This window comes from Domibacillus indicus (genome assembly GCF_000970685.1).
In the GTDB taxonomy this organism is placed as follows: Bacteria; Bacillota; Bacilli; order Bacillales; family Domibacillaceae; genus Domibacillus; species Domibacillus indicus.
This window is the reverse complement of sequence record NZ_LAJB01000002.1, coordinates 345,146-365,462: the sequence shown is the minus strand read 5'-3', so window position 1 is coordinate 365,462 and position 20,317 is coordinate 345,146. Positions and strand designations below refer to the sequence as shown.

General features: G+C 45.4%; 18 protein-coding genes. 13 read left to right on the top strand and 5 right to left on the bottom strand.

What is annotated here, in order from left to right; all coding sequences use genetic code 11:
• Positions 1 to 45: 45 nt before the first annotated feature.
• The 6 genes from deoD (at position 46) to VP98_RS02120 (ending at position 5,304) form a co-directional block, all read left to right on the top strand.
• Positions 46 to 750 carry a purine-nucleoside phosphorylase gene (deoD, locus tag VP98_RS02145; protein WP_046173648.1) on the top strand — a complete coding sequence of 235 codons (705 nt, stop codon included), beginning with the start codon at positions 46 to 48 and terminating at the stop codon, positions 748 to 750.
• Positions 750 to 1,538 (top strand): M15 family metallopeptidase, encoded by a 789-nt coding sequence (locus VP98_RS02140; protein ID WP_046173647.1) that lies wholly within the window; start codon positions 750 to 752, stop codon positions 1,536 to 1,538. Before deoD ends, VP98_RS02140 begins: the two co-directional genes overlap by 1 nt.
• Before the next feature lie 102 nt (positions 1,539 to 1,640).
• Entirely contained in the window at positions 1,641 to 3,083 is a 1,443-nt protein-coding gene (locus VP98_RS02135) for a lmo1851 family serine protease (protein WP_046173646.1), read from the top strand.
• 167 nt (positions 3,084 to 3,250) lie between these two features.
• Positions 3,251 to 3,493: a hypothetical protein gene (locus tag VP98_RS02130; RefSeq protein WP_046173645.1), complete on the top strand. Its 243-nt coding sequence runs from the start codon at positions 3,251 to 3,253 to the stop codon at positions 3,491 to 3,493.
• Between the two features lie 57 nt (positions 3,494 to 3,550).
• On the top strand, positions 3,551 to 3,886 hold the full coding sequence (locus VP98_RS02125) for a hypothetical protein (protein ID WP_046173644.1): 336 nt from the start codon (positions 3,551 to 3,553) through the stop codon (positions 3,884 to 3,886).
• A 101-nt stretch (positions 3,887 to 3,987) separates the two neighbouring features.
• A complete protein-coding gene (locus VP98_RS02120; protein WP_046173643.1) occupies positions 3,988 to 5,304 on the top strand; it encodes a TrkH family potassium uptake protein in 1,317 nt (438 codons plus the stop codon).
• Positions 5,305 to 5,474: 170 nt separating this feature from the next.
• Here the strand turns inward: VP98_RS02120 and VP98_RS02115 are convergent, their stop codons facing one another.
• The 4 genes from VP98_RS02115 to VP98_RS02100 form a co-directional block, all read right to left on the bottom strand.
• On the bottom strand, positions 5,475 to 6,947 hold the full coding sequence (locus VP98_RS02115; protein ID WP_046173642.1) for a carboxylesterase/lipase family protein: 1,473 nt from the start codon (positions 6,945 to 6,947) through the stop codon (positions 5,475 to 5,477).
• Between the two features lie 568 nt (positions 6,948 to 7,515).
• Complete coding sequence (locus VP98_RS02110) at positions 7,516 to 9,069, bottom strand: response regulator (protein ID WP_046173641.1); 1,554 nt, start codon at positions 9,067 to 9,069, stop codon at positions 7,516 to 7,518.
• Between the two features lie 5 nt (positions 9,070 to 9,074).
• A complete protein-coding gene (locus VP98_RS02105; protein ID WP_046173640.1) occupies positions 9,075 to 10,808 on the bottom strand; it encodes a cache domain-containing sensor histidine kinase in 1,734 nt (577 codons plus the stop codon).
• 58 nt (positions 10,809 to 10,866) lie between these two features.
• Positions 10,867 to 12,567: a HAMP domain-containing protein gene (locus VP98_RS02100; protein ID WP_046173639.1), complete on the bottom strand. Its 1,701-nt coding sequence runs from the start codon at positions 12,565 to 12,567 to the stop codon at positions 10,867 to 10,869.
• Between the two features lie 544 nt (positions 12,568 to 13,111).
• Here VP98_RS02100 and VP98_RS02095 point away from each other — a divergent pair.
• The 4 genes from VP98_RS02095 (at position 13,112) to yjfF (ending at position 17,782) form a co-directional block, all read left to right on the top strand.
• Positions 13,112 to 14,119 carry an ABC transporter substrate-binding protein gene (locus VP98_RS02095; protein WP_046173638.1) on the top strand — a complete coding sequence of 336 codons (1,008 nt, stop codon included), beginning with the start codon at positions 13,112 to 13,114 and terminating at the stop codon, positions 14,117 to 14,119.
• An 89-nt stretch (positions 14,120 to 14,208) separates the two neighbouring features.
• Positions 14,209 to 15,771, top strand: coding sequence for a sugar ABC transporter ATP-binding protein (locus VP98_RS02090; protein WP_331427596.1), 1,563 nt, complete (start codon positions 14,209 to 14,211; stop codon positions 15,769 to 15,771).
• Positions 15,768 to 16,790: an ABC transporter permease gene (locus tag VP98_RS02085; protein ID WP_046173637.1), complete on the top strand. Its 1,023-nt coding sequence runs from the start codon at positions 15,768 to 15,770 to the stop codon at positions 16,788 to 16,790. Before VP98_RS02090 ends, VP98_RS02085 begins: the two co-directional genes overlap by 4 nt.
• Complete coding sequence (gene yjfF / locus VP98_RS02080) at positions 16,787 to 17,782, top strand: galactofuranose ABC transporter, permease protein YjfF (RefSeq protein WP_046173636.1); 996 nt, start codon at positions 16,787 to 16,789, stop codon at positions 17,780 to 17,782. Before VP98_RS02085 ends, yjfF begins: the two co-directional genes overlap by 4 nt.
• 61 nt (positions 17,783 to 17,843) lie before the next feature.
• Here yjfF and VP98_RS02075 read toward each other — a convergent pair whose 3' ends face one another.
• Positions 17,844 to 19,202 (bottom strand): MATE family efflux transporter, encoded by a 1,359-nt coding sequence (locus VP98_RS02075; RefSeq protein ID WP_046173635.1) that lies wholly within the window; start codon positions 19,200 to 19,202, stop codon positions 17,844 to 17,846.
• A gap of 102 nt (positions 19,203 to 19,304) precedes the next feature.
• Here VP98_RS02075 and VP98_RS19050 point away from each other — a divergent pair, with 102 nt between their 5' ends.
• The 3 genes from VP98_RS19050 (at position 19,305) to VP98_RS02060 (ending at position 20,310) form a co-directional block, all read left to right on the top strand.
• Positions 19,305 to 19,568 (top strand): hypothetical protein, encoded by a 264-nt coding sequence (locus VP98_RS19050; RefSeq protein WP_046173634.1) that lies wholly within the window; start codon positions 19,305 to 19,307, stop codon positions 19,566 to 19,568.
• 265 nt (positions 19,569 to 19,833) lie between these two features.
• A complete protein-coding gene (locus tag VP98_RS02065) occupies positions 19,834 to 20,103 on the top strand; it encodes a hypothetical protein (RefSeq protein ID WP_046173633.1) in 270 nt (89 codons plus the stop codon).
• Positions 20,104 to 20,121: 18 nt separating this feature from the next.
• A complete protein-coding gene (locus VP98_RS02060; RefSeq protein ID WP_046173632.1) occupies positions 20,122 to 20,310 on the top strand; it encodes a hypothetical protein in 189 nt (62 codons plus the stop codon).
• Positions 20,311 to 20,317 lie beyond the last annotated feature (7 nt).

Genomic DNA, 20,317 nt, shown 5'->3' with positions numbered 1-20,317 from the left:
CCTGGATAAGTGCTGCTTTTTGAAGCAATATTGGAGGAATTGTAAATGAGTGTACACATTGGTGCAAATCAAGGCGATATCGCTGAAACGGTCCTGCTTCCGGGCGATCCGCTCCGGGCAAAATACATTGCCGAAACATTTTTAGAAAATCCGGTCTGCTACAACGAAGTTCGAGGCATGCTCGGGTATACGGGAACATATAAAGGAAAGAAGGTTTCAGTGCAGGGAACCGGCATGGGTGTTCCATCTATCTCCATTTATGCAAATGAATTAATGCAAAGCTATGGCGTTCAAAATTTGATCCGGGTCGGCACATGCGGAGCGATCCAGAAAGACGTGAAGGTCCGTGATGTGATTCTTGCCATGACCTCTTCAACAGATTCAAGCATGAACCGCGTTACGTTTCCGGGCATTGATTATGCGCCGACAGCCAGCTGGGACCTTTTAAAAGCGGCATTTGATGCCGGCACGGAAAAAGGGCTTCAGCTAAAAGTCGGCAATGTGTTTACCGCGGACCAGTTTTACAACGAAAACGCGGATCACGCAAAATGGGCACAGTACGGCATTTTAGCGGTTGAAATGGAAACAACGGCGCTGTATACGCTGGCTGCTAAATATGGCCGCCGTGCGCTGTCAGTCCTGACGGTAAGCGACCATATCATTACCGGTGAAGAAACGACATCAGAAGAACGCCAGACAACGTTTAACGAAATGATTGAAGTGGCATTAGAAGCGGCGGTTCAGTTCTAATGAAAAAAACCGCTTTAACCCTGGCGGCCGCCATCCTGCTTGCGGGCTGTGCAGCTGCTGAAGAAAAACCTGAAAACAAAACAGAACAAACAGAAACAACAGCGCCGGCCAAAACACCGGCAGAAGAAAAAACTGCCGGACCTGTCATTAGCGCATCGTATTTCAATCAATTGAAAGAGGTGGATGGCGTGCAGGTGATTCAAAATCCGGAAAACCCGCTGGTGCTCGTAAATAAAGAGTTTGCGCTTCCATCGGATTACACACCGCCGGATCTTGTGCGCCCGAAAGTGAAATACTCATTCGGCGACCAGGATATTGAAAAAAGCTACATGCGCAAGGAAGCTGCCGCTGCACTTGAAAAAATGTTTCAAGGGGCGGAAGGAGACGGCCAGTACTTATTTGCGGTTTCTGGCTACCGCTCCTACAGCCGCCAGCAGGAAATTTTAGCGGCAGGCGCTGCGGCAAGCAGTGAAGAAGAAGCGCTCAAGTCGATTGCACCGCCCGGCATGAGCGAGCATCAATCCGGGCTTGCGATGGACATTTCCTCAGAAAGCAACGGATTTGAGCTGAACCAGGCATTTGAAGCAACAGAAGAAGGCAAATGGCTGAAAGAGCATGCTCATGAATACGGCTTTATTCTGCGTTACCCGAAAGGCAAGGAAGACATCACCCGCTATATTTATGAACCGTGGCATTTCCGCTATGTTGGTCAGGAAGCCGCGGCCGTTATTTATGAAAACGACTGGACGTTTGAAGACTATTTCGAACAGGCAAAGCCGGCAGAGTAATCCGCCGGCTTTTTTGAATAGGTTTTTATTTTCAAAAATCCGTGAAAACTGCTAAAATGAAAAAATGAGTGTACACAGTAGGTGAAGAAAGCGGGGAACAAAATGGAAGAAGAAAAGCCGGAACAGGGGCATTACATCAAGATAAAACGGTTTCCGTTTATTATTATGATTTTTGCGCTGGTCTTTATTACGGCGGCGGTCACAACGCTGACGCTTGCTTTTGGTGACGAGAAAGCGGTTGAAGTTGGAGCGCCGGCCCGGTCAGAATTTAATAAATTGTACGAAGCATATGACAAAATCCAGACGAAGTATTATGAGGAAGTTGATCAGGAATCGCTCGTCAATGGAGCCATTAACGGGATGATTGAGTCACTGGGAGACCCGTACTCGGATTATATGAACGAAGAAGAAGCCTCCGAGTTCCATGAAGACGTTTCAAGCTCCTTCCAGGGAATCGGGGCGGAAATTCAAGAGAAAGACGGCTTTATTATGGTCGTTTCACCGATCAAGGGCTCACCGGCGGAAAAAGCAGGCCTGCAGCCGAATGACATGATTTTATCCGTGGACGGCAAAAGCATTCAGGGCATGAGCGCCTCGGAAGCAGTGCTCTTAATCCGCGGAGAAAAAGGTACAAAAGTAAAGCTGGAAGTACAAAAATCCGGCACGGAAAAAACGCAGGAAGTCACCATCGTCCGCGATGAAATTCCAATTGAAACAGTCTATGCGGAAATGGGCGGAAACGGAATTGCCCATGTTCAGGTAACCAGCTTTTCCGAGCATACGGCCGAGGAGCTGAGAACGGCTCTTGCCGCTATGGAGAAAGAAGGAATGAAAGGCCTTGTCCTCGACCTCCGCCAGAATCCGGGCGGCCTGCTGGATCAGGCGATTGAAATGGCCAATATGTTCGTTCCGGAAGGTAAAAACATTATGCAGATCCAATCCGGCGGCGAAACAAAGGCATACCAGGCAGAGGGCGGGGAAAAAATCACCGTGCCGACGGCTGTGTTAATTGACAAAGGCAGCGCCAGCGCCTCGGAAATTTTAGCGGCCGCATTAAGCGAATCAGCCGGCATTCCGCTCATCGGGGAAAAATCGTTTGGCAAAGGAACGGTTCAGTCGGCGGAAGACTTCAGCGATCAATCGAACCTGAAGCTGACAACCGCGAAATGGCTGACGCCTAACGGCACATGGATTCATGAAAAAGGCATTAAGCCGGATACCGCTGTCGCGCTTCCGGACTACGCGAGTTTAACGTATATTAACCCGGAATCGGAGCTGAAGCTTGAGTCGCTGTCCGATGAAGTGAAAACAGCGGAACAAATGCTTGAGGCCCTCGGCTACGCGCCGGGCAAGGTGGACGGCTACTTCGATGAAGAAACCGAAAGCGCCGTTGAAGAATTCCAGGAAGCCTCTGAGCTTGAAGCAAACGGTGTCCTCACCGGCGCTTCTACAACAAAGCTGATGGAAAATCTGCGTTTGAAGCTGGAAGAAAATGATACGCAGCTGAAAAAAGCAGCCCAGGCCGTCCAGGCAAAAATCAAGTAACATCACCCCCTCCAATCCGGAGGGGTTTTTTATTTGAGGGACATAACCAGAAAGAGATGTATACCATATAAGGAAGCGTGAAAAAAACGGCAAAATCATTTATTTTTCTCTAGCCAAACAGGAAAATTCAGAATACAATAAACGTTGGGTATGGAGGAGGGATGTATTTGGCCGACTGGCAGGAGCTGTATCAGGCGCTCTGGAAAGGGCGGACCTTTACGAATATAGAAGAAGCGATGGAAAATGAGCTTGCGGATAAGCTGAATCATCCGAGACTGAGGAAGCAGCCGGAAGTGAAATTTTTTGAAGCGGTACGCCGTGTGCGTGATTCTTCGTTAATGGACGAGGAAAAAATGAGTTTAATTTCCGCTTACATACAGTGTTTGGAGAATCTCAAACAAAGAAATTGATTTTATACCCCGGGCACGTATAAAATAAAAACCAGCGAATAATAGGAGGGCTGATGAATGGCGGGGATTATCATGATAGCAGCTGTGCTTGTCGCTGCTGTATTGATTGGCTATAAGAGATACTGGCCTGTTAACACAAAACGCATTTCAATTGATGAAGCAGCCGGCCATCCGGTTATTGATGTACGTGACTGGCAGGAAGCGAACCGTCTTCCGCTTGCGGGTGCCGAGCATATCCCATGCGGCTATATTCCGCGCAATGCCGGTAAATTCGGCGGGCAGGAAGTGTATATTGCGGCTGCTTCGGCAGTAGAGCGGAATTTTTCAGTGCGCCTGTTAAAAAAATACAATATTCACGTCAAAGGATTTATTTGCATGAATGAATCTGCTTAAGCCGGTGCCTGAGCACCGGCTTTTTCTGTTGAAAATTAGTCTTTACTTTTTTGGCGGGCCGGCGTAAGATAAATCCATTCCGTACGAAAGAAGGAAATTTTATGAAAAAGAAACAGCTTGAACCGGCGGCTGTCCTGCTTATTATTTACCTGAGTGCTATTTTAATAGGAACGCTGCTGCTCAAGCTGCCCGTTTCTGAAAATGGACCGCTTTCCTGGACGGATGCTTTATTTACAGCGACGTCTGCTTTTACAGTGACCGGTCTCGCTGTTGTAGACACCGGGTCAGAATTTACTCTTTTTGGTGAAATTGTGATTATGCTTTTGATTCAGCTGGGCGGACTTGGGATTATGTCTTTTTCCGTTATTGTGTTTGTGCTGCTCGGCAAACGGGTCGGCATGAAGCAGCGGCTGATTCTCCAGCAGGCGCTCGGCCAGCTGCATGTCGGCGGTGTGGTGAAGCTTGTGCGCAACCTGCTTTTGTTTTCGATTGCGATTGAGCTCATTGTCGCCTGCTTTCTGGCGATTGACTGGGTGCCGCAGTACGGGTTCGCTAAAGGCATGTATTACAGCTTTTTTCATGCCGTCTCCGCATTTAATAATGCCGGGTTCGGGTTGTGGCCTGACAATATGATGCAGCACGCTGACAGCTTTATTGTTACCATCGGCATTACCTCGCTTATTATTCTGGGCGGGCTCGGCTTTACAGTGCTGGTAGACTTGTTTGAACACCGCTCGTTCCGGAAATGGACGCTGCATACAAAAATTATGGTGACGGCCACAGCCGGCTTAAACGTGCTTGCGTTTATCATGTTTTATTTGCTTGAATATCAAAACCCGGGCACGATCGGCAATATGCCGTTTATTGACCAGCTTCAGGCTTCCTGGTTTCAGGCGGTTACAACCCGGACAGCCGGCTTTAACTCCATTGATATGGGAGCGATTAACAGCCAGACCGCGTTTTTTATGATGATGCTGATGTTTATCGGCGCCGGCAGCGGCTCAGCTGCCGGCGGCATTAAGCTGACCACATTTATCGTTATGGCGGCTGCGATGCTGACGTATATACAGGGAAAAAAAGACATTCACCTGTTCCGCCGCACCATTAAGCCAGAATATGTGATGAGGGTGCTTTCGATCACGATGATTGCTTTTTTTGTAGTTATTACCGGGACGTTTTTAATAAATGTGGCAGAAGACCTGCCGTTTTTGCCGCTTATGTTTGAATCGGTCTCTGCTTTTGCGACTGTAGGCCTGTCGATGAATCTGACTCCAACCCTGTCAGGGGCTGGCAAAGGCATTTTGATTGTGCTGATGATTCTCGGAAAAGTCGGACCGCTTTCTGTGGCATATATGTTCGCCAAACGCAGCCAGGAAACGCATTTTAAATATCCGTCTGAAGACGTGCTGACCGGGTGATTATCTAAAATACAGCGCGGGCAAATAAAACAGATCCTTAGGGCATAGCCTCTTTTTTAACAGAGAGGCTATTTTGCCTGTCTGGAAGAGCAGGGGAAAAGAGGGCAGAGAAGCATAAGAGTTCACTCTGCTTTTGCTGCCCGCCGGATCAAGCTTCTTTTTGGCTTTTTTTAAAGCCGGCTGCCGCTCATAATCAGCTGCCGTTTTTCTTCGTATGGATTTTTCAGAACGTGGCTGTTCCTGCTGAAAATAAAAGTAGAACGGTCCGCTGGATCGTAAGCCGGCCAATGGTCTGGAAGAGCCGGAGAGTTTGGATTGCCGGTCTGCGCAAATGCGATCCAGGCCTCCTGCATCTGCCGGGCAAGCTGCCCAATTTCTTCATCTGCCTGTATATTCAGCCGTTCAAAAAAAGCAAGATTTGAAAAAACAAATGGAATTTCCAATCCATGGGCGGCCCTGCTTACATGCGGATGATCGGGGAGATGCCAGTCAAACCGGTACATCCATACAGAACCGTGTCTCGACTGCGTCTCTGCATATTCGATGGCCGGCTTCCAAAAAACAAAATCAGTCATAAACTCGGCCTGCCCGTCAGTCGTCGCTGGATAATGGCCTTTTACTTTTTCGGCCATTTCCCTGCCGATTAAGCGAGTCATCGCTTCATCTCGTATATGCTGTGCCATAGGTGGAGTTCCGGGCCGGAAGAAAAAGGACCCTTCGTCATGATTCGTGCCGATTAGCATGTCAACGCCTTTTGCTGCACCCATTGAAATCGCTTTAGCCGGATGCTCGGGCAGGGTATGGGGATCAATGACCGGCTGAAAGATCATGGAACCGCCGGCGCCATACAGGCGGGTGACTTTTTCGGCGGCCTGAATGACTGCTTCAGCAGGGACCTCCTGAAGGGAGCGTAAACCGCCAGCTTCAACCCCCAGCTCATGAAGCATCGCCCTGGCGGTCATTTCTGCCTGCTGCGGAGGGATTACCTGTGCCGCACCGCTCTCTAAAATGGCTCTTTTGCATAGTTCTCTGGCTGCCGGCATGGCGAGTAAAGAAGCAATACTCATGGCCCCGGCTGATTCACCAAAAATAGTGACCTGATCCGGGTCGCCGCCGAAGGCTTCAATGTTTTCCTGTACCCATTTCAGCGCTGCAATTTGGTCGAGCAGGCCAACATTTGCCGTATAGCTGCTGTCGAGCCCGGCAAGATGCAAAAAGCCAAACGCGCCCAGGCGGTAATTGATGGTCACAACAATCATGCTGCCATTAGCCGCTAGATTGGCGCCATTATACAAAGGACTGCTTCCCGATCCGGAACGGAAAGCCCCGCCATGAATCCACACCATAACAGGAAGCCTCCGTTTGGCTTCCAAAGGCGCCCACACATTCAAATAAAGACAGTCCTCCGACATTCTGGCGGCGGGTGTTCCGAGCATGGCGGCAGCATCCGCATTCTGGGGGCAGACCGGTCCGTATTCGAAAGCTTCCAGGACACCTTCCCACTTTTCCGGAGGTGCCGGCGGCTGAAACCGAAGATCCCCTGTTGGCTTTTGGGCAAACGGAATGCCTTTCCATACTCTGGCGTTTCGTTCTTCCAGGCCTTTGATAAGTCCCTGCTGAGTTTGAACAAGTATATTTTCCATTAGGTCGCTCTCCTTTGATACGCTTGCTTCGCGAAAAGCACAGTGCGTTTATGCAGTTACAGTTTACCCTATATAGAACTTTCTCATGTCTGAAACCGAAGAATCATAGTCTAGCAATAAAACCTTATCACTTTTTTTAAGAAGCCTGTCAGTTTTTTGCCGGCTGAGGCGAACGTAATGGCTGCTGCATATAAAAAAGGGCTGTCTATGTTGTCGACAGCCAAATAATGCCGCAATACGTAATGTGTTTTCATACTGTTGAAATAAGAAACTCGCTGGTACATTTGGCTGGGTCTTCAGCACGATGAATGGGCCGCCGCGCTATCCCGGGCATAGAAGAGGCCACCGCATATGTTTACTTTTCTTCTTCAAATGAAAGAGAGACAACTATGCTTCTTATGCCTGCTTTTTAGAAAAACACCGGGCGGAGGATGGCGGCGAAAACTTCCGCGTTCGCCCTGCAGGAAAGCGAAGCCGCCAGCCCGCAGCCCCTGACACTGCTTTTGAAAGATGGCGCGTTTGTGATCGCTGAAAGGGCATACTTTCTTAATGGCTCCGCTTTTCACTTTTATGCATTTAAAGAATGGTGCTGGCTTTTAAATTGCTTCGTCGTTAATCCGGTTACCTTCTTAAAGGAACGGCAAAAATAATGGGAATCGCTGTAGCCGACTTGATGGGCAATTTCATATGTTTTATCGTGGGTGGACTTTAATAATTCTTTTGCTTTGTTGATGCGTATCGCTGTTACATACTCGATAAACGTTTTGCCTGTTTCTTGACTGAATAAGTGACTTAAATAGGAGGAACTTACATTTACCGCATCAGATACACTCTGAAGAGACAGCTGCGCGTCATGGTAATTTTCATCAATATAATCTACAGCCGTTTGTACGGCCGAAGAAAACGGGCTGTTTAAGCCGTCTCTGGTTGAAAGAACAAGGTGGAGCATTTCTTCCATATATGCAAGAATTTCCTGATAATGCCGTATCCAGCTTGTTTTCATTTCGAGTTGACCAATTTTTTGCATGGTATGGACGTTGTTCATTTCGATTTCTTTTACATAATGGGAAATCGTAATGGTAAAGTCCATTAAAAAATAATAGATAGTGAACGGTGATTGAATGGTTCCTTCTTTTAAATAAGAAGAATAGGACCGGGCAAACGCAGATATATCATTACGTAAACCAAACTTTAAGAAATCTATCAAATTCCGCCTTCTAAAGTGCTGTAATTCTTTTTTCAGTTCACTATCCTGTTCTATTTCTTTCGAGCGGTATTTTTGAATGATGCTTGAATAACTTTTTTCTTCATCTGCTTCCGAGAAAGATAATGGAATGCCTTGGATTCGGTTTTCGATTTTTCCGATGCCAAAGACGAATGGATTTTCATTGTTCGGCTCTTCAATGGTAAGGAAGCGCTGTCTCAGCATCTCAGTGTCATGCTCAAGCTGTTCTCTTGATTCACCCATCATGATATAAATCGATTCGTTTACTTTTCTGCTAAACCGTATGCAGCGGTATTCTGTTTCTATCCAGCTAAACAAATCAGATTCTGCTGAATATTTGATGATAACCACGAAATAATAACTGGAAATAAGGTTAATATTTAAGTCAGAAGCTTTTTTAAGCGCCTCTGAAGCAGTATAAGCTCCTTCACAGAGTTCATGCAAAAACGTATTTTTCGATGTTCTAGTATTTTTTAGCACCTGATTTTCCAGGTCGCTTACTCTTCTGTTATTCATTTGTTCTTCTTCAATTTTTAACGACACTTTTTTTAAGATGGAAGTCAGGTCCTGTGAACTGACAGGCTTCAAGCAATATTCCGCCACCTGGGCGCGCATGGCTTCTCTTGCATACTCAAATTCGTCATGCCCGCTAAGAATTATAGTTTTGACAGAAGGCATTTTATCGCGAAGAATGCGGCTAAGCTCCAGACCGTTCATAAAAGGCATTTTAATATCGGTAATCACAATATCTGGACGGTATCTTTCGATTAAAGGGAGGGCAAGCTCGCCGTCAGAAGCATCACCGCAATAAACGAATCCTTCCCGGGCCCAGTCAATGCCGTTTCCGATCCCCTCACGAATCGTCACTTCATCATCTACTAAAAAAATTTTTTTCATGTCCATCACCTCTTCGCAGGAATAAGTAAGCTGACACGTGTGCCTGAGCCATACCAGCTGTTAACTTTTAGTCCAAAGGGCTCCCCATAGTGCAGCCGGATTCGCTGATGCACATTTACCATTCCAAATCCTCCCTGTGTTTTATGGAAGGGGGCCCCTGCGGACAGCTGATTGCGAATCTCAATCAGCTTGTTCTCCGTAATCCCGACGCCGTTGTCAATTATGTCGATACAAATATAACCCTCGGGTGTAAAGTCTCCTTTGATGCGGACAAAGCCTTTGCCGCGTCTGTTTTTTATTCCGTGGTATATCGCGTTTTCAACTAACGGCTGAAGGGTCAGCTTAACAATTTCAAAGTGTAAAATGTCTTCATTTAAATGAAATGACACATCTAAAATGTCTTGATAACGTATTTTTTGAATAAAAAGATAATTACGTATATGCTCAATTTCGCTTTTTAATAAAATAACATCTCTTCCTTTGCTTAATGAAATTCGAAAAAAGTGAGACAGCGCTTTTGTAATGTCAACTACCTGGCGGCCTTTTCCCGCCTCCGCCATCCAGATAATGGTTTCGAGCGTGTTGTATAAAAAATGGGGATTAATTTGTGTCTGCAAGGTTCGCAGCTCGGCCATTTTCAGCTGTTTTTCTTTATTTACACTGGTTTCCAGGAGCGATTTGATTTTTGTAATCATGTGATTAAAGTTGTGGCCCAGCTCAGCGATTTCATCATAGCCTTTATTCGTTACTTTTATATCCAGGTTTCCTGATGAAGCCTGGCTCATTTTCGTTTTTAAAGAGCGAAGGGGAAGAATCAATTTCGAGCTGAAAAAATAATACAGCATAATCAAAATAATAATCCCGGAGCTAATCATCACGATCAAAAAGTTTTTGTAATCAGTTGATTCCTTCATAATATGGGAAACGGGAACAGAGCGGATAAATTTCCAGCCCGTTAAGTCAGAAGTCTGGAAAACAGTAAACAGCGTTTTTTCCGTGAAATAGCCGGAATGATTTTCTTCAATAATGTCCCGGCTAAATGTTTGAGTCGTTTTGGCTAACTCCGGTGACGTAAATAAAATATCGCCGTTTTCTGTTTCAACGTAAAAGTTTCCGGGAGCAGACTGAGTTGCTTCAGATAAAATATTTTTAAAAATGGAGGCTTTTATAATAATATTCAAAAAGCCTATTACCTCTTCAGAATCGTCTGAAATGATCGTGCTTGTCATTGAAAGAGCAGGAGTGCTGTTTTTATAAGCAGAATCAATGATCGTTTCTTCAGGCTGTTTAAGAAGCTTCGCGTATACTTCCTGATTTAATGCCTCGTTTTCTAATTGATACACCCCCCGGTCTTCGCTGATTGCTTTTCCGTCAAGACCCATAATTTTGATGTTCATAACGTTTTCACTGTACTGGTAATTTTCTTTATAGAGATTGATCATGCCTAAAATGTTTCTCGCTTCTTCAGCCGTGTTTTTTTGATCTATTAAAAATTGAACGGTGCTTTCTTTTTTTCCTATTTCCGTTAATCGTTTGATATCTTGAAGAACATTATCATATTCTCTTTTTACTTGTTCGATTTGCATTTGTGCCAGCGTAGAGGAATGCTCGGAAATAACATAATTGAATTTCATATAAGAAATCACGCCGACGATGGTTAGCGGAACAATCGTTAAAAAAATAAACATAAGAAGGAGCTTTGCACGCAGGCTTGAAAGTATTTTTTTTCTCCATTTCATCGCAACCCAGCCATTCTATTTAATGTTAATATGAAAATTCCCGAGAAAACTTTTATATTTAAATGGTAAATTGACTGATATCGTCTTTCATTTTTTGAATTCGTTCTACAAGCTTGTAGGAGGCATCAGCCACTTCTTCAAGGGTTGTCAGCTGTTCTTCTCCCATCGCCGCAATCTCGACCACTTTTTCTTTGTTTATTTTGGAATTGTTTTCAATTTCTAAAATGGCGTGCCGCATAAGAACCATTTGATCAAATGAGTCCTGTATATCCAGCTTGATGCTTTCTATTTCCAGCTGCTGTTTATACCGGATAGACCGAATTTCCTGAAAATCATTTTTGATTTGCCGGGATTTTAAACGATAGTCCAGATTATCTTCAAAGCTTTGCGCTGCATGCATGTTTATTGAAGAAGCTTTGTTTAGAAACGAAAGGAGCTTTTTCTCAAAAAGAGGGGCCATCTTAACTGATTCGTTAGACAGCTTTTTTATTTGGCCCAATTCTTCCTTCTCAATCTCATGAAATACGTTTTTTTCTATTTTTGTTAAAAGGGAGAGTGTCAGGAGGTTCATTTCACTGATTACTGACTGCGTAATTTTCACCTGCTCGTGAAGGTCTTCCGAAAAATCCGCCATTTTCGCTATCTCTTGATCCATTCCCTGTAAAGCGGAGCTGCTTTTTTCAAAGTACTCAATATAATTATTCAGCTGATGATCAATCAAATCGGCAATTTGCACAGTGTCATTCGAATGAAGATTGATGCTGTTTGTTTTTAAAGCAAATTCATTGAATTTTTGAAATAAGTTTTCTCCAATTGCTGCGGATTTCTTGATTAAGTCATCCTGTTTATGAAGGTTGATCGAAATGGCCTGCGTTGCTTCTGCCACTTCTTCACCGGCCAGCCTGTTTTCCAGAATGCTCTGATGAATGTCCTTTGAGGTGGAAACAACAAGATCATTCGTTTGCCTGACACTTAAAATAAGTTCTTTTAAGTTATAAAACATACGGTTGTAGGAGCGGCACAAATCCCCAATTTCATTCTTGGAGGAAGTTTCAATTTTACCGACAGTTAAATTTCCTTCTGAAATGTCCGTTGATTTTTTTACCAGGCTGTGGATGGGCTTTACAAAGCTTCCTGATATATATAAGGCAAACAGGAGAGACAGCAAAACGGCCGCAATAAATAAGCTGATATAGATAATAATGTCTCTTTTTAAATTAAAGAGAATTTGATTTTGTGATTCTTCTTTAACAGCAAGTGTTTTCTGAAGAAGAGACTGCACTTTTTCATCAATAAGGCCTGAAAGAATGGTAATGTACTCGTAGGTGATATTTCGTTCATCAGCAGGCGCATTTCCCTGGATTTGTATGCCGAGCTTATCGATATACTCATTAGTCGTTATTAATGTTGTTCGGACATCCTGAATTTCTTTAGGAAAATCCATGTTTTGATCATTGAGTTCAATTTTGTCCAGGTTTTGGTACATATCCCTGAGATAATCATATTGGTCTTCGTTTTCAAAAAGCAGCTTTCCATAGGCAATATCCCGAATCTCATCGTTTAATTTTTGTTTTAACACACCATTAATAGAATTTGTTAAGGTAATCGTTTCGACTATGGAATTATATTGCCGAATATATCCGAAAAAAAGATAGATATGTATACAATTAATTGCTGCAAGCCACAGAAGAATAACTAAAAAAGCAAGGATCAGTTTTTTCCGTAATGATAAATCAGACATATAAGAAAATAATTTCATGATTATTCACCTTCCCGGGCAATCCTTTTTTATAATAAAAAGCGCATTTGAAAAATAGAAAAATGATTTACAGAAGCCGATCGGTGAAGCCGGCAGAATCCGCATTTAAACGTAAGAGATAAATAGAAACGGAACGGATGCAGAGCTTTCAAAAAGAGAGCTATTTTACATTATATTGTAAGCGTTTTACAAATAGCATATACCAACCCGTTAAAAAATGCTAAATAATATTTTACGATGACGGATCAAGCAATGCTCTGATAGAATGCCTTCACAGCAGGGAAGGCAGGAGACCCGGCTGCTTTAAAATAAATGGCCAGCTCATTTTTCAACATACATCTTCTTTGTAACAGGAAAAGTGGACTTTTTTTGAAAAAGTGGACTTTCTTAAAAGGGCACCTGAATGAAAATCAAATGAATGTACAGTTTTTTCAAAAGGAAGTCTATTCAATTTTTGTCTGTAAGCGCTTTATAATTAACTCATATAATCCCAGTGAAAAAGACGGCAATGCTCTTTTTTATTGAGGGAAAAGGAGGGTTTTTAATGAAAAAAGTTCTAAGAGCAAAAATGCTTCTGCTGGTGGTCACGTCGGTTCTGCTCCTGTTATCCGCCTGCGGCTCTTCGGGCGGGCAGACTGCCACATCGGATGGCGGCTCGGCTGGTGATAAGGAAAAGCTGGTGATCGGCTTTTCACAGGTAGGTGCTGAAAGTGAGTGGAGAACAGCTAATACGAAATCGATGCAGGATGCCATTAAAGAAGCGGGCCATGAATTAAAATTTTCAGATGCCCAGCAGAAGCAAGAAAACCAGATTAAGGCAATCCGTTCATTTATCGCACAAAAAGTAGATGCCATTGTTTTTTCTCCAGTTGTAGAAACCGGGTTTGAAACAGTTTTAAAGGAAGCGAAAGACGCAGGGATTCCCGTGTTTTTGGCGGACCGTGCCGTTGATATTGAAGATGACTCCCTCTGGGTCACATTCCTTGGCTCTGATTTTGTGGAGGAAGGCAGAAAAGCTGCAAACTGGCTGGTGGAGGAAACAAAGGATGCGGAAGGCGATGTGAATATCGTCGAGCTGCAGGGTACAGTAGGCTCAGCGCCGGCGATTGACCGGAAAGAAGGATTTGAGGAAGTTATTGCGGATCATCCAAACCTTAAAATCATTAAATCTCAGACGGGTGACTTTACGCGGGCGAAAGGAAAAGAGGTTATGGAGGCGTTCTTAAAATCAGACGGCGAGAACATCGATGTTTTATACGCTCATAATGATGATATGGCCATCGGGGCCATTCAAGCGATTGAAGAGTATGGATTAAAGCCAGGGGAAGACATCAAAATTATTGGCGTAGATGCGGTTAAAGGAGCGTTTGAGGCAATGGCGGCAGGAAAAATGAATGTCACAGTTGAGTGTAATCCGCTGTTCGGCCCGCAGATGGTTGATTTAATCGAAGCGCATTTAGCCGGTGAAGAAATTGAAAAGCGTGTAGCAGTTGAAGAAAGCATGTATACGATGGACCAGGCAGAGGAACTGCTTCCAACTCGTGAGTATTAATGAAAAAACACGAAGAACCACCGGGCAGGCAGCAGGACACTGCCTTGCCCGGTGGTTCTTCCAATAAAAAAATGCTGGGAGGAAACGCTTTGCAGAATCAAGCTCCAATACTTGTGATGGATGGAATAACAAAGGAGTTTCCGGGCGTTAAAGCTTTAACAGATGTTCACTTAAAACTATATCCTGGCGAAGTTCATGCATTGATGGGAGAGAATGGTGCAGGGAAGTCAACACTCATTAAAGTATTAACAGGTGTATACACGTTTGACAAAGGATCCGTAATGCTTGAAGGCAGACCCGTTCGGGCAGCAACCCCCCTCGAAGCGCAAAACCTGGGCATCAGCACGGTATACCAGGAAGTGAATTTATGTACAAACTTATCAGTAGTAGAAAATATTTTCATCGGCCGGGAAATTATGAAAAGAGGCAGGCTGGACTGGAAAGAAATGACCAGGCAGGCAAAAGAACTGCTTAAAACAAGGCTAAACCTGGACATTGACGTAACGAAGCTGCTGTCTTCCTATTCGGTCGCCATCCAGCAAATGATCGCCATCGCACGCTCTCTTCAGGTTTCTGCCAAAGTACTTATTTTGGATGAACCAACCTCAAGCCTCGATCAAAATGAAGTGAACCAGCTGTTTAATGTGATACGAAAACTAAAGCAGGACGGATTGGCCATTGTTTTTGTCAGCCACTTCCTGGATCAAATTTATGAAATCACAGACCGGCTGACGGTTTTGCGCAATGGCAAATGGATCGGTGAATATATGACAGCGGACATTGAACGGCTTGAACTCGTTTCAAAGATGATCGGCAAGGATTTGAATGAGCTTGCGCATACCGAAAAGAAAAGCGGCAAATCTTTTGAAAATAATAACCTTCTTTTACAGGGAGAAAAGGTGTGCAAGAAAGGGAAAATAGCTCCTTTTGATCTTAATATACATGAAGGAGAAATCGTTGGGCTTGCAGGGCTGCTTGGCTCGGGAAGAACAGAATTGGCCAGGCTGCTGTTTGGGGCAGACAAAGCAGATTCAGGAGAGATTAAGATAAATGGGAAGAAAACGAGTCTTGCTTCCCCCCGGCAGGCGATTTCAAGAGGCATCGCTTTTTGTTCGGAAAACAGAAAAACGGAAGGAATCATCGCAGATTTAACCATTCGGGAAAACATTATCCTCGCGATGCAGGGAACGCAGGGGTGGTTTAAGCATATTCCGAAGAAAAGACAGATTGAAATTGCGGATGAATACATTAAATTATTGAATATTAATCCGCCCAATCCCGAGCAGCTAATCAAAAATTTAAGCGGCGGCAACCAGCAAAAAGTGCTTCTTGCCAGGTGGCTCGTTACAAACCCAAAGCTGCTTATTTTAGATGAGCCGACCCGGGGGATTGATATAGGCGCAAAAGCGGAAATTCAAAAGTTAATGCTTTCATTAAGTGAAAAAGGCATGTCGATTTTATTTATCTCCTCAGAAATAGAAGAGGTGCTGCGGACCTGCCATAAAATTGCGGTTCTCCGCGATCATGAGAAGGTGTCTGAAATTGAAAATGCCCGGCATATTACGCAAAAAGACATTATGGAGGCAATGGCCGGGGGTCATACTGAACAAAAAAACAATAAGGAAGCAATAGCTGGAGGGGTCGCTCGATGAAATCAAAACTATTCTGGCCGCTCATGATATTAGTGCTTATTTTACTCATTAACCTTTTTTTTGACAGAAGCTTTTTCGCTATCGAGGTGAAAAATGGATATTTAACTGGCAGCCTGGTTGATATTTTAAACAGGGGAGCTCCTTTGCTGTTAGTCGCGATTGGGATGACACTCGTTATCGCGACAAAAGGAGTCGATCTTGGTGTGGGTTCCGTTATGGCGATGGCGGGTGCGGCCGGGGCGATGGCGGTAAGCGGCGCAAGTGAAGGCGGGCTGGTTCCGCTGTTTACAGCGATTGCTTTTGTGATAGGCATCTCCCTGTTAAGCGGGGTATGGAACGGTGTTCTTGTTTCAAGAATCGGGGTGCAGCCGATTGTCGCAACGTTAATATTAATGGTAGCAGGGCGCGGTATTGCTCAATTAATTACCGATGGCCAGATTATGACGGTTTATTATGAGCCTTACACATTTATCGGCGGCGGACATTTAGCAATGCTGCCTTTCTCCTTCTTTATTGTCGCAGCTGTCCTGGCCATTGCCGCCTTTATGACAAGAAAAACGGCTGTCGGCTTATTTATCGAATCTGTCGGAACGAATCCAGAAGCAAGCCGGCTTTCGGGAATCAACTCAAAAAACATTTTGTTAATGGTTTATATCTTTTCCGGTTTATGCGCCGGGATTGGCGGGCTGATCTTAAGCTCAAATGTCGCCAGCGCGGACGGGAATAACGCAGGCCTGTGGTACGAGCTGGACGCCATCCTTGCAGTAGTCATTGGCGGGACCTCTCTTAATGGAGGCAGATTTTCTTTAAGAGGGACGGTGATTGGAGCGTTGATCATTCAAAGCCTGACAACGACTATTTATTCGATCGGGATCGCTCCGGAAATCAACCTTGTTGTAAAAGCAATCGTTGTGCTCATTGTCTGCCTTTTGCAGTCGGCAGAATTCAGAAAGAAAGTGTTCGGTATTTTTACAATCAAAAGACCGGAAAAGAAAAAGGAGGGAGTATCGTTATCATGACAAAAGGACTGCGGGTAGATACGAAACATCTTCCCTTAACAGCTACGCTTGCCCTGTTTGTGATCATGTTCCTTTTTGGATCGCTGCGGTATACTGGCTTTTTTTCAACGCAGGTTTTTTTAAACCTATTTATTGATAACGCCTTCCTGATTATCGTGGCGGTGGGGATGACATTTGTTATTTTATCAGGGGGGATTGATCTCTCGGTTGGCTCGGTGATCGCCTTAACCAGCATGGTAGCAGCCAGCCTTACAATGAACGCGGAGCTGCCGCCGGTAATGGTTGTGCCGATTAGTCTGCTTGTTGGCACGGTACTTGGTTTTTGCATGGGTTGCCTCATCCATTACTTTCATTTGCAGCCATTTATCGTGACACTTGCCGGAATGTTTCTCGCGAGAGGGCTATGTTATTTAATAAGCGTGGAATCGATTACGATTACCGATGAATTTTTCAACTTTATGGCCAGCACCCGGATTCCAGTAGGAAATGGTAACTTTATCTCCATTAGTGTAATCATCGCCATGTTCGTAGTGGCGGCAGCCATTTTTATTGCTCATTTCACTAAATTTGGACGCAATGTGTACGCATTGGGCGGAAGCGAACAGTCCGCTTTATTAATGGGACTGCCGGTTGGAAGAACAAAAATCATGATTTATACGATCAGCGGCTTTTGCTCATCACTTGCCGGGTTAATTTTTACGTTCTATATGTTATCGGGTTATGGACTTCATGCCAACGGCCTGGAGCTGGACACGATAGCAGCTGTCGTGATTGGGGGCACACTGCTTACAGGCGGTGCAGGCTATGTAGCGGGCAGCGTAGTGGGCGTGCTCATTTTAGGAATTATCCAGACGGTGATTGTCTTTGAAGGAACCCTAAGCTCATGGTGGACAAAAATTGCCATTGGCGTATTGCTGTTATTGTTTATCGTTCTGCAGCGGATCATTGTTGCCAGAAGCAGCACGAGTCAGGTTTCTGCCGCTGCGAATTGATTGAATCCTTTAAAGCTTAAATGATTGTGTTTGAGTATAAGAATGAAAGCAAAAAAACACATCACGCCGCAGCGCGTGATGTGTTTTTTCTTTGAACCATTCGAAGGCGGATGGAAAGCGTAATGGCCCCGCATGTAAGGCCGGTAATCAGGCCGATCCAGTAGCCATACGCCCCCCAGTCTGTCCAGCGGGCAAGCGCCCAGCCGAGCGGAAGGCCGATGACCCAGTAGCTGATCATCGTCATGATAAAGGTGACATTTACGTCCTTATAGCCGCGGAGGGCGCCCTGAACCGGAGCCTGCACGGCATCGGACAGCTGAAAAATAGCGGCAAACAGCAGGAAGCCCGCGGTCAGCTCCAGCACCTCGGCATCGGTCGAGTACAAATGCGCAAAGGCATTGCGGAATGTAAAAATAACGACGGTGCCGATGCTTGCCACCCCAATTGCTATTAAAATACCGATGATGCCGTACTGGCGCGCATCCTGAAACCGTCCGGCGCCTGCTTCAAAGCCGACGACAATTGTCAGCGCCATTGAGACGCTGAGCGGAATCATATACGTCAGCGAAGCAAAATTCAGCGCCGCCTGGTGCGCGGCGATCACATTGGTGCTGTATTCACTCATCAGGAGCGTCACCGCTGAGAAAATGCTTGTTTCAAAAAAGATCGACAGGCCGATTGGCAGCCCGAGCAGCAAAATTTCCTTCCATTTGGAAAACGAGGCGCGCGGCAGCCTGTGAAACAGCCGGTAGGCAGCAAACGGCTCATGGCGCCAGATAATCCACGCCGCCAGAATAAAAATCAGCCAGTAGGTAATGGCAGACGCATAGCCGGCGCCGATTCCGCCAAGCTCCGGAAAGCCGAACTTCCCATAAATCAGCACATAGTTAAACGCAGCATTGATCGGCAGCGTCATAAGCGTAATAACCATGGAAGTCCGGGTCATGCCAAGCGCATCAATAAACCCGCGCAAAACGGCTGTTAAAAACAGCGGGATAATTCCAAAGGACAGGCCGATCACATAGTTAAACGCGATGCGCCGCACATTGTCCGCTAAATTCATCAGCCCGAGCACCGGCTCCAGCAGCAGAAAACCGAGCGCATAGGTAGCGGCGGAAATCACAAGCCCGACATACACCGCCTGCATGACCGAAAACGTTACCCCGTCCCGGCGGCCTCCGCCGATTAAATGGCCGACAATGGGCGTAATCGACAGCAAAATGCCGCTCAATCCGGTGTATACGGGCATCCACAGCGACGAGCCGACCGCCACACCGGCCAGATCATCCGCACTGTAGCGGCCGGACATAATGGTGTCGAAAAAGGTCATGGAAAACATGGCGATCTGTGTCACCAAAATGGGAAGCAAAATTACTGAAAACTGGCGCACCTTGGCGCGCATTGTTACAGTTTCAATCATACGGTCATCTCCTCTGCCGAAAAACAGTATAGCACAAAAACAGCCGATTGAGATTACCATCTTCATTGGGGCCGTGTTATAAGGAAAGAGAAGGTGGGGAGCATGTCAACATGGCTCTGGCGGCTTTTTCTTATCTGGTATGCAGTCGGTGATGCGCTGGTCGGGTTCGACCTTGTGCCGCCCGCGCTCGAACAGGCAAATGCTGTTTTTTTATACCTGGCAGGGCTGATCTGCGCCGTTTATCTCGTCAAGCGGTTTGGAAGGAAGAAAGGAATTTTGCTGTCTCTGTTTATTATTCTCTGGTCTGCTGCTGTCCGGGCACATCTGGCCGTACGCCATTATCAGCGCCCAGAAGCTCGCGGTTGATCTCACCTCAAAGCAAGCCGCCGTGGCTGTCTCCGTTTATGCCGGTGCTGCTTATTTCTTCCATGCTGAGAAAAACATACTACTGGAAAGGCAGGGCGTACGATTCCTGAAGGAGTGTGCGCTTTTTGGCCGTTCCCTTAAAAAAGAGGGAAAGGTGAAACCTTTACGCTCTGAAGCCGTATTGTTTAGCAGGAAGAGTTGTTTTGTGTACGGCTCTGCCATTCATCTATCACAGGTGTTACAAAAAGAAAAGAGGATGATACAGATGGAAGTGATTTTCACAATTATCCTGCTGGCGGCTCTTTTCGCTGCGTTTCCGCTGATCCTTCACAGACGGCGCCGGCTCGGCATTACGGGCTGGAAAAGCTGGCTGACACCGCTCTGCTTTTTTTCGATGGGAATGGTCGGCCTGTTTGCCAGCTGGTTTCAAATGATAGGATTGTACGCGTCGCTTGTTCAATTCGCCCTGCTGCTGACGGGCGCTTACTTTACCAGGTATATTCCATTTGAGAAGAAGAAAAACAAACCGTCTTGAAAAAAGGAGCGAAAGAAAATGAGAGAAAATCTGCGGCTGGCTTTTGTTGTGTCTTTAGTCGTTCTGGCCGGGTTTCCATTGTTTTTCCTTGTTCTGTCACTGTACACCGGCAGCTGGAATTTTTTCATGTACAGTCTGGCTCCGTCTCTTGCAGCCGGGTTGACCGGACTGCTGCTTGTGAAACAAAAACTAAAAAAAGCAAAGTAGCAAAGCC

Bases quoted from the DNA above. Each gene is read 5' to 3' on its own strand.
- deoD (WP_046173648.1), top strand. From the start codon at position 46: ATGAGTGTACACATTGGTGCAAATCAAGGCGATATCGCTGAAACGGTC.
- VP98_RS02140 (WP_046173647.1), top strand. From the start codon at position 750: ATGAAAAAAACCGCTTTAACCCTGGCGGCCGCCATCCTGCTTGCGGGC.
- VP98_RS02135 (WP_046173646.1), top strand. From the start codon at position 1,641: ATGGAAGAAGAAAAGCCGGAACAGGGGCATTACATCAAGATAAAACGG.
- VP98_RS02125 (WP_046173644.1), top strand. From the start codon at position 3,551: ATGGCGGGGATTATCATGATAGCAGCTGTGCTTGTCGCTGCTGTATTG.
- VP98_RS02120 (WP_046173643.1), top strand. From the start codon at position 3,988: ATGAAAAAGAAACAGCTTGAACCGGCGGCTGTCCTGCTTATTATTTAC.
- VP98_RS02115 (WP_046173642.1), bottom strand. From the start codon at position 6,947: ATGGAAAATATACTTGTTCAAACTCAGCAGGGACTTATCAAAGGCCTG.
- VP98_RS02110 (WP_046173641.1), bottom strand. From the start codon at position 9,069: ATGAAAAAAATTTTTTTAGTAGATGATGAAGTGACGATTCGTGAGGGG.
- VP98_RS02105 (WP_046173640.1), bottom strand. From the start codon at position 10,808: ATGAAATGGAGAAAAAAAATACTTTCAAGCCTGCGTGCAAAGCTCCTT.
- VP98_RS02100 (WP_046173639.1), bottom strand. From the start codon at position 12,567: ATGAAATTATTTTCTTATATGTCTGATTTATCATTACGGAAAAAACTG.
- VP98_RS02095 (WP_046173638.1), top strand. From the start codon at position 13,112: ATGAAAAAAGTTCTAAGAGCAAAAATGCTTCTGCTGGTGGTCACGTCG.
- VP98_RS02085 (WP_046173637.1), top strand. From the start codon at position 15,768: ATGAAATCAAAACTATTCTGGCCGCTCATGATATTAGTGCTTATTTTA.
- yjfF (WP_046173636.1), top strand. From the start codon at position 16,787: ATGACAAAAGGACTGCGGGTAGATACGAAACATCTTCCCTTAACAGCT.
- VP98_RS02075 (WP_046173635.1), bottom strand. From the start codon at position 19,202: ATGATTGAAACTGTAACAATGCGCGCCAAGGTGCGCCAGTTTTCAGTA.
- VP98_RS19050 (WP_046173634.1), top strand. From the start codon at position 19,305: ATGTCAACATGGCTCTGGCGGCTTTTTCTTATCTGGTATGCAGTCGGT.
- VP98_RS02065 (WP_046173633.1), top strand. From the start codon at position 19,834: ATGGAAGTGATTTTCACAATTATCCTGCTGGCGGCTCTTTTCGCTGCG.
- VP98_RS02060 (WP_046173632.1), top strand. From the start codon at position 20,122: ATGAGAGAAAATCTGCGGCTGGCTTTTGTTGTGTCTTTAGTCGTTCTG.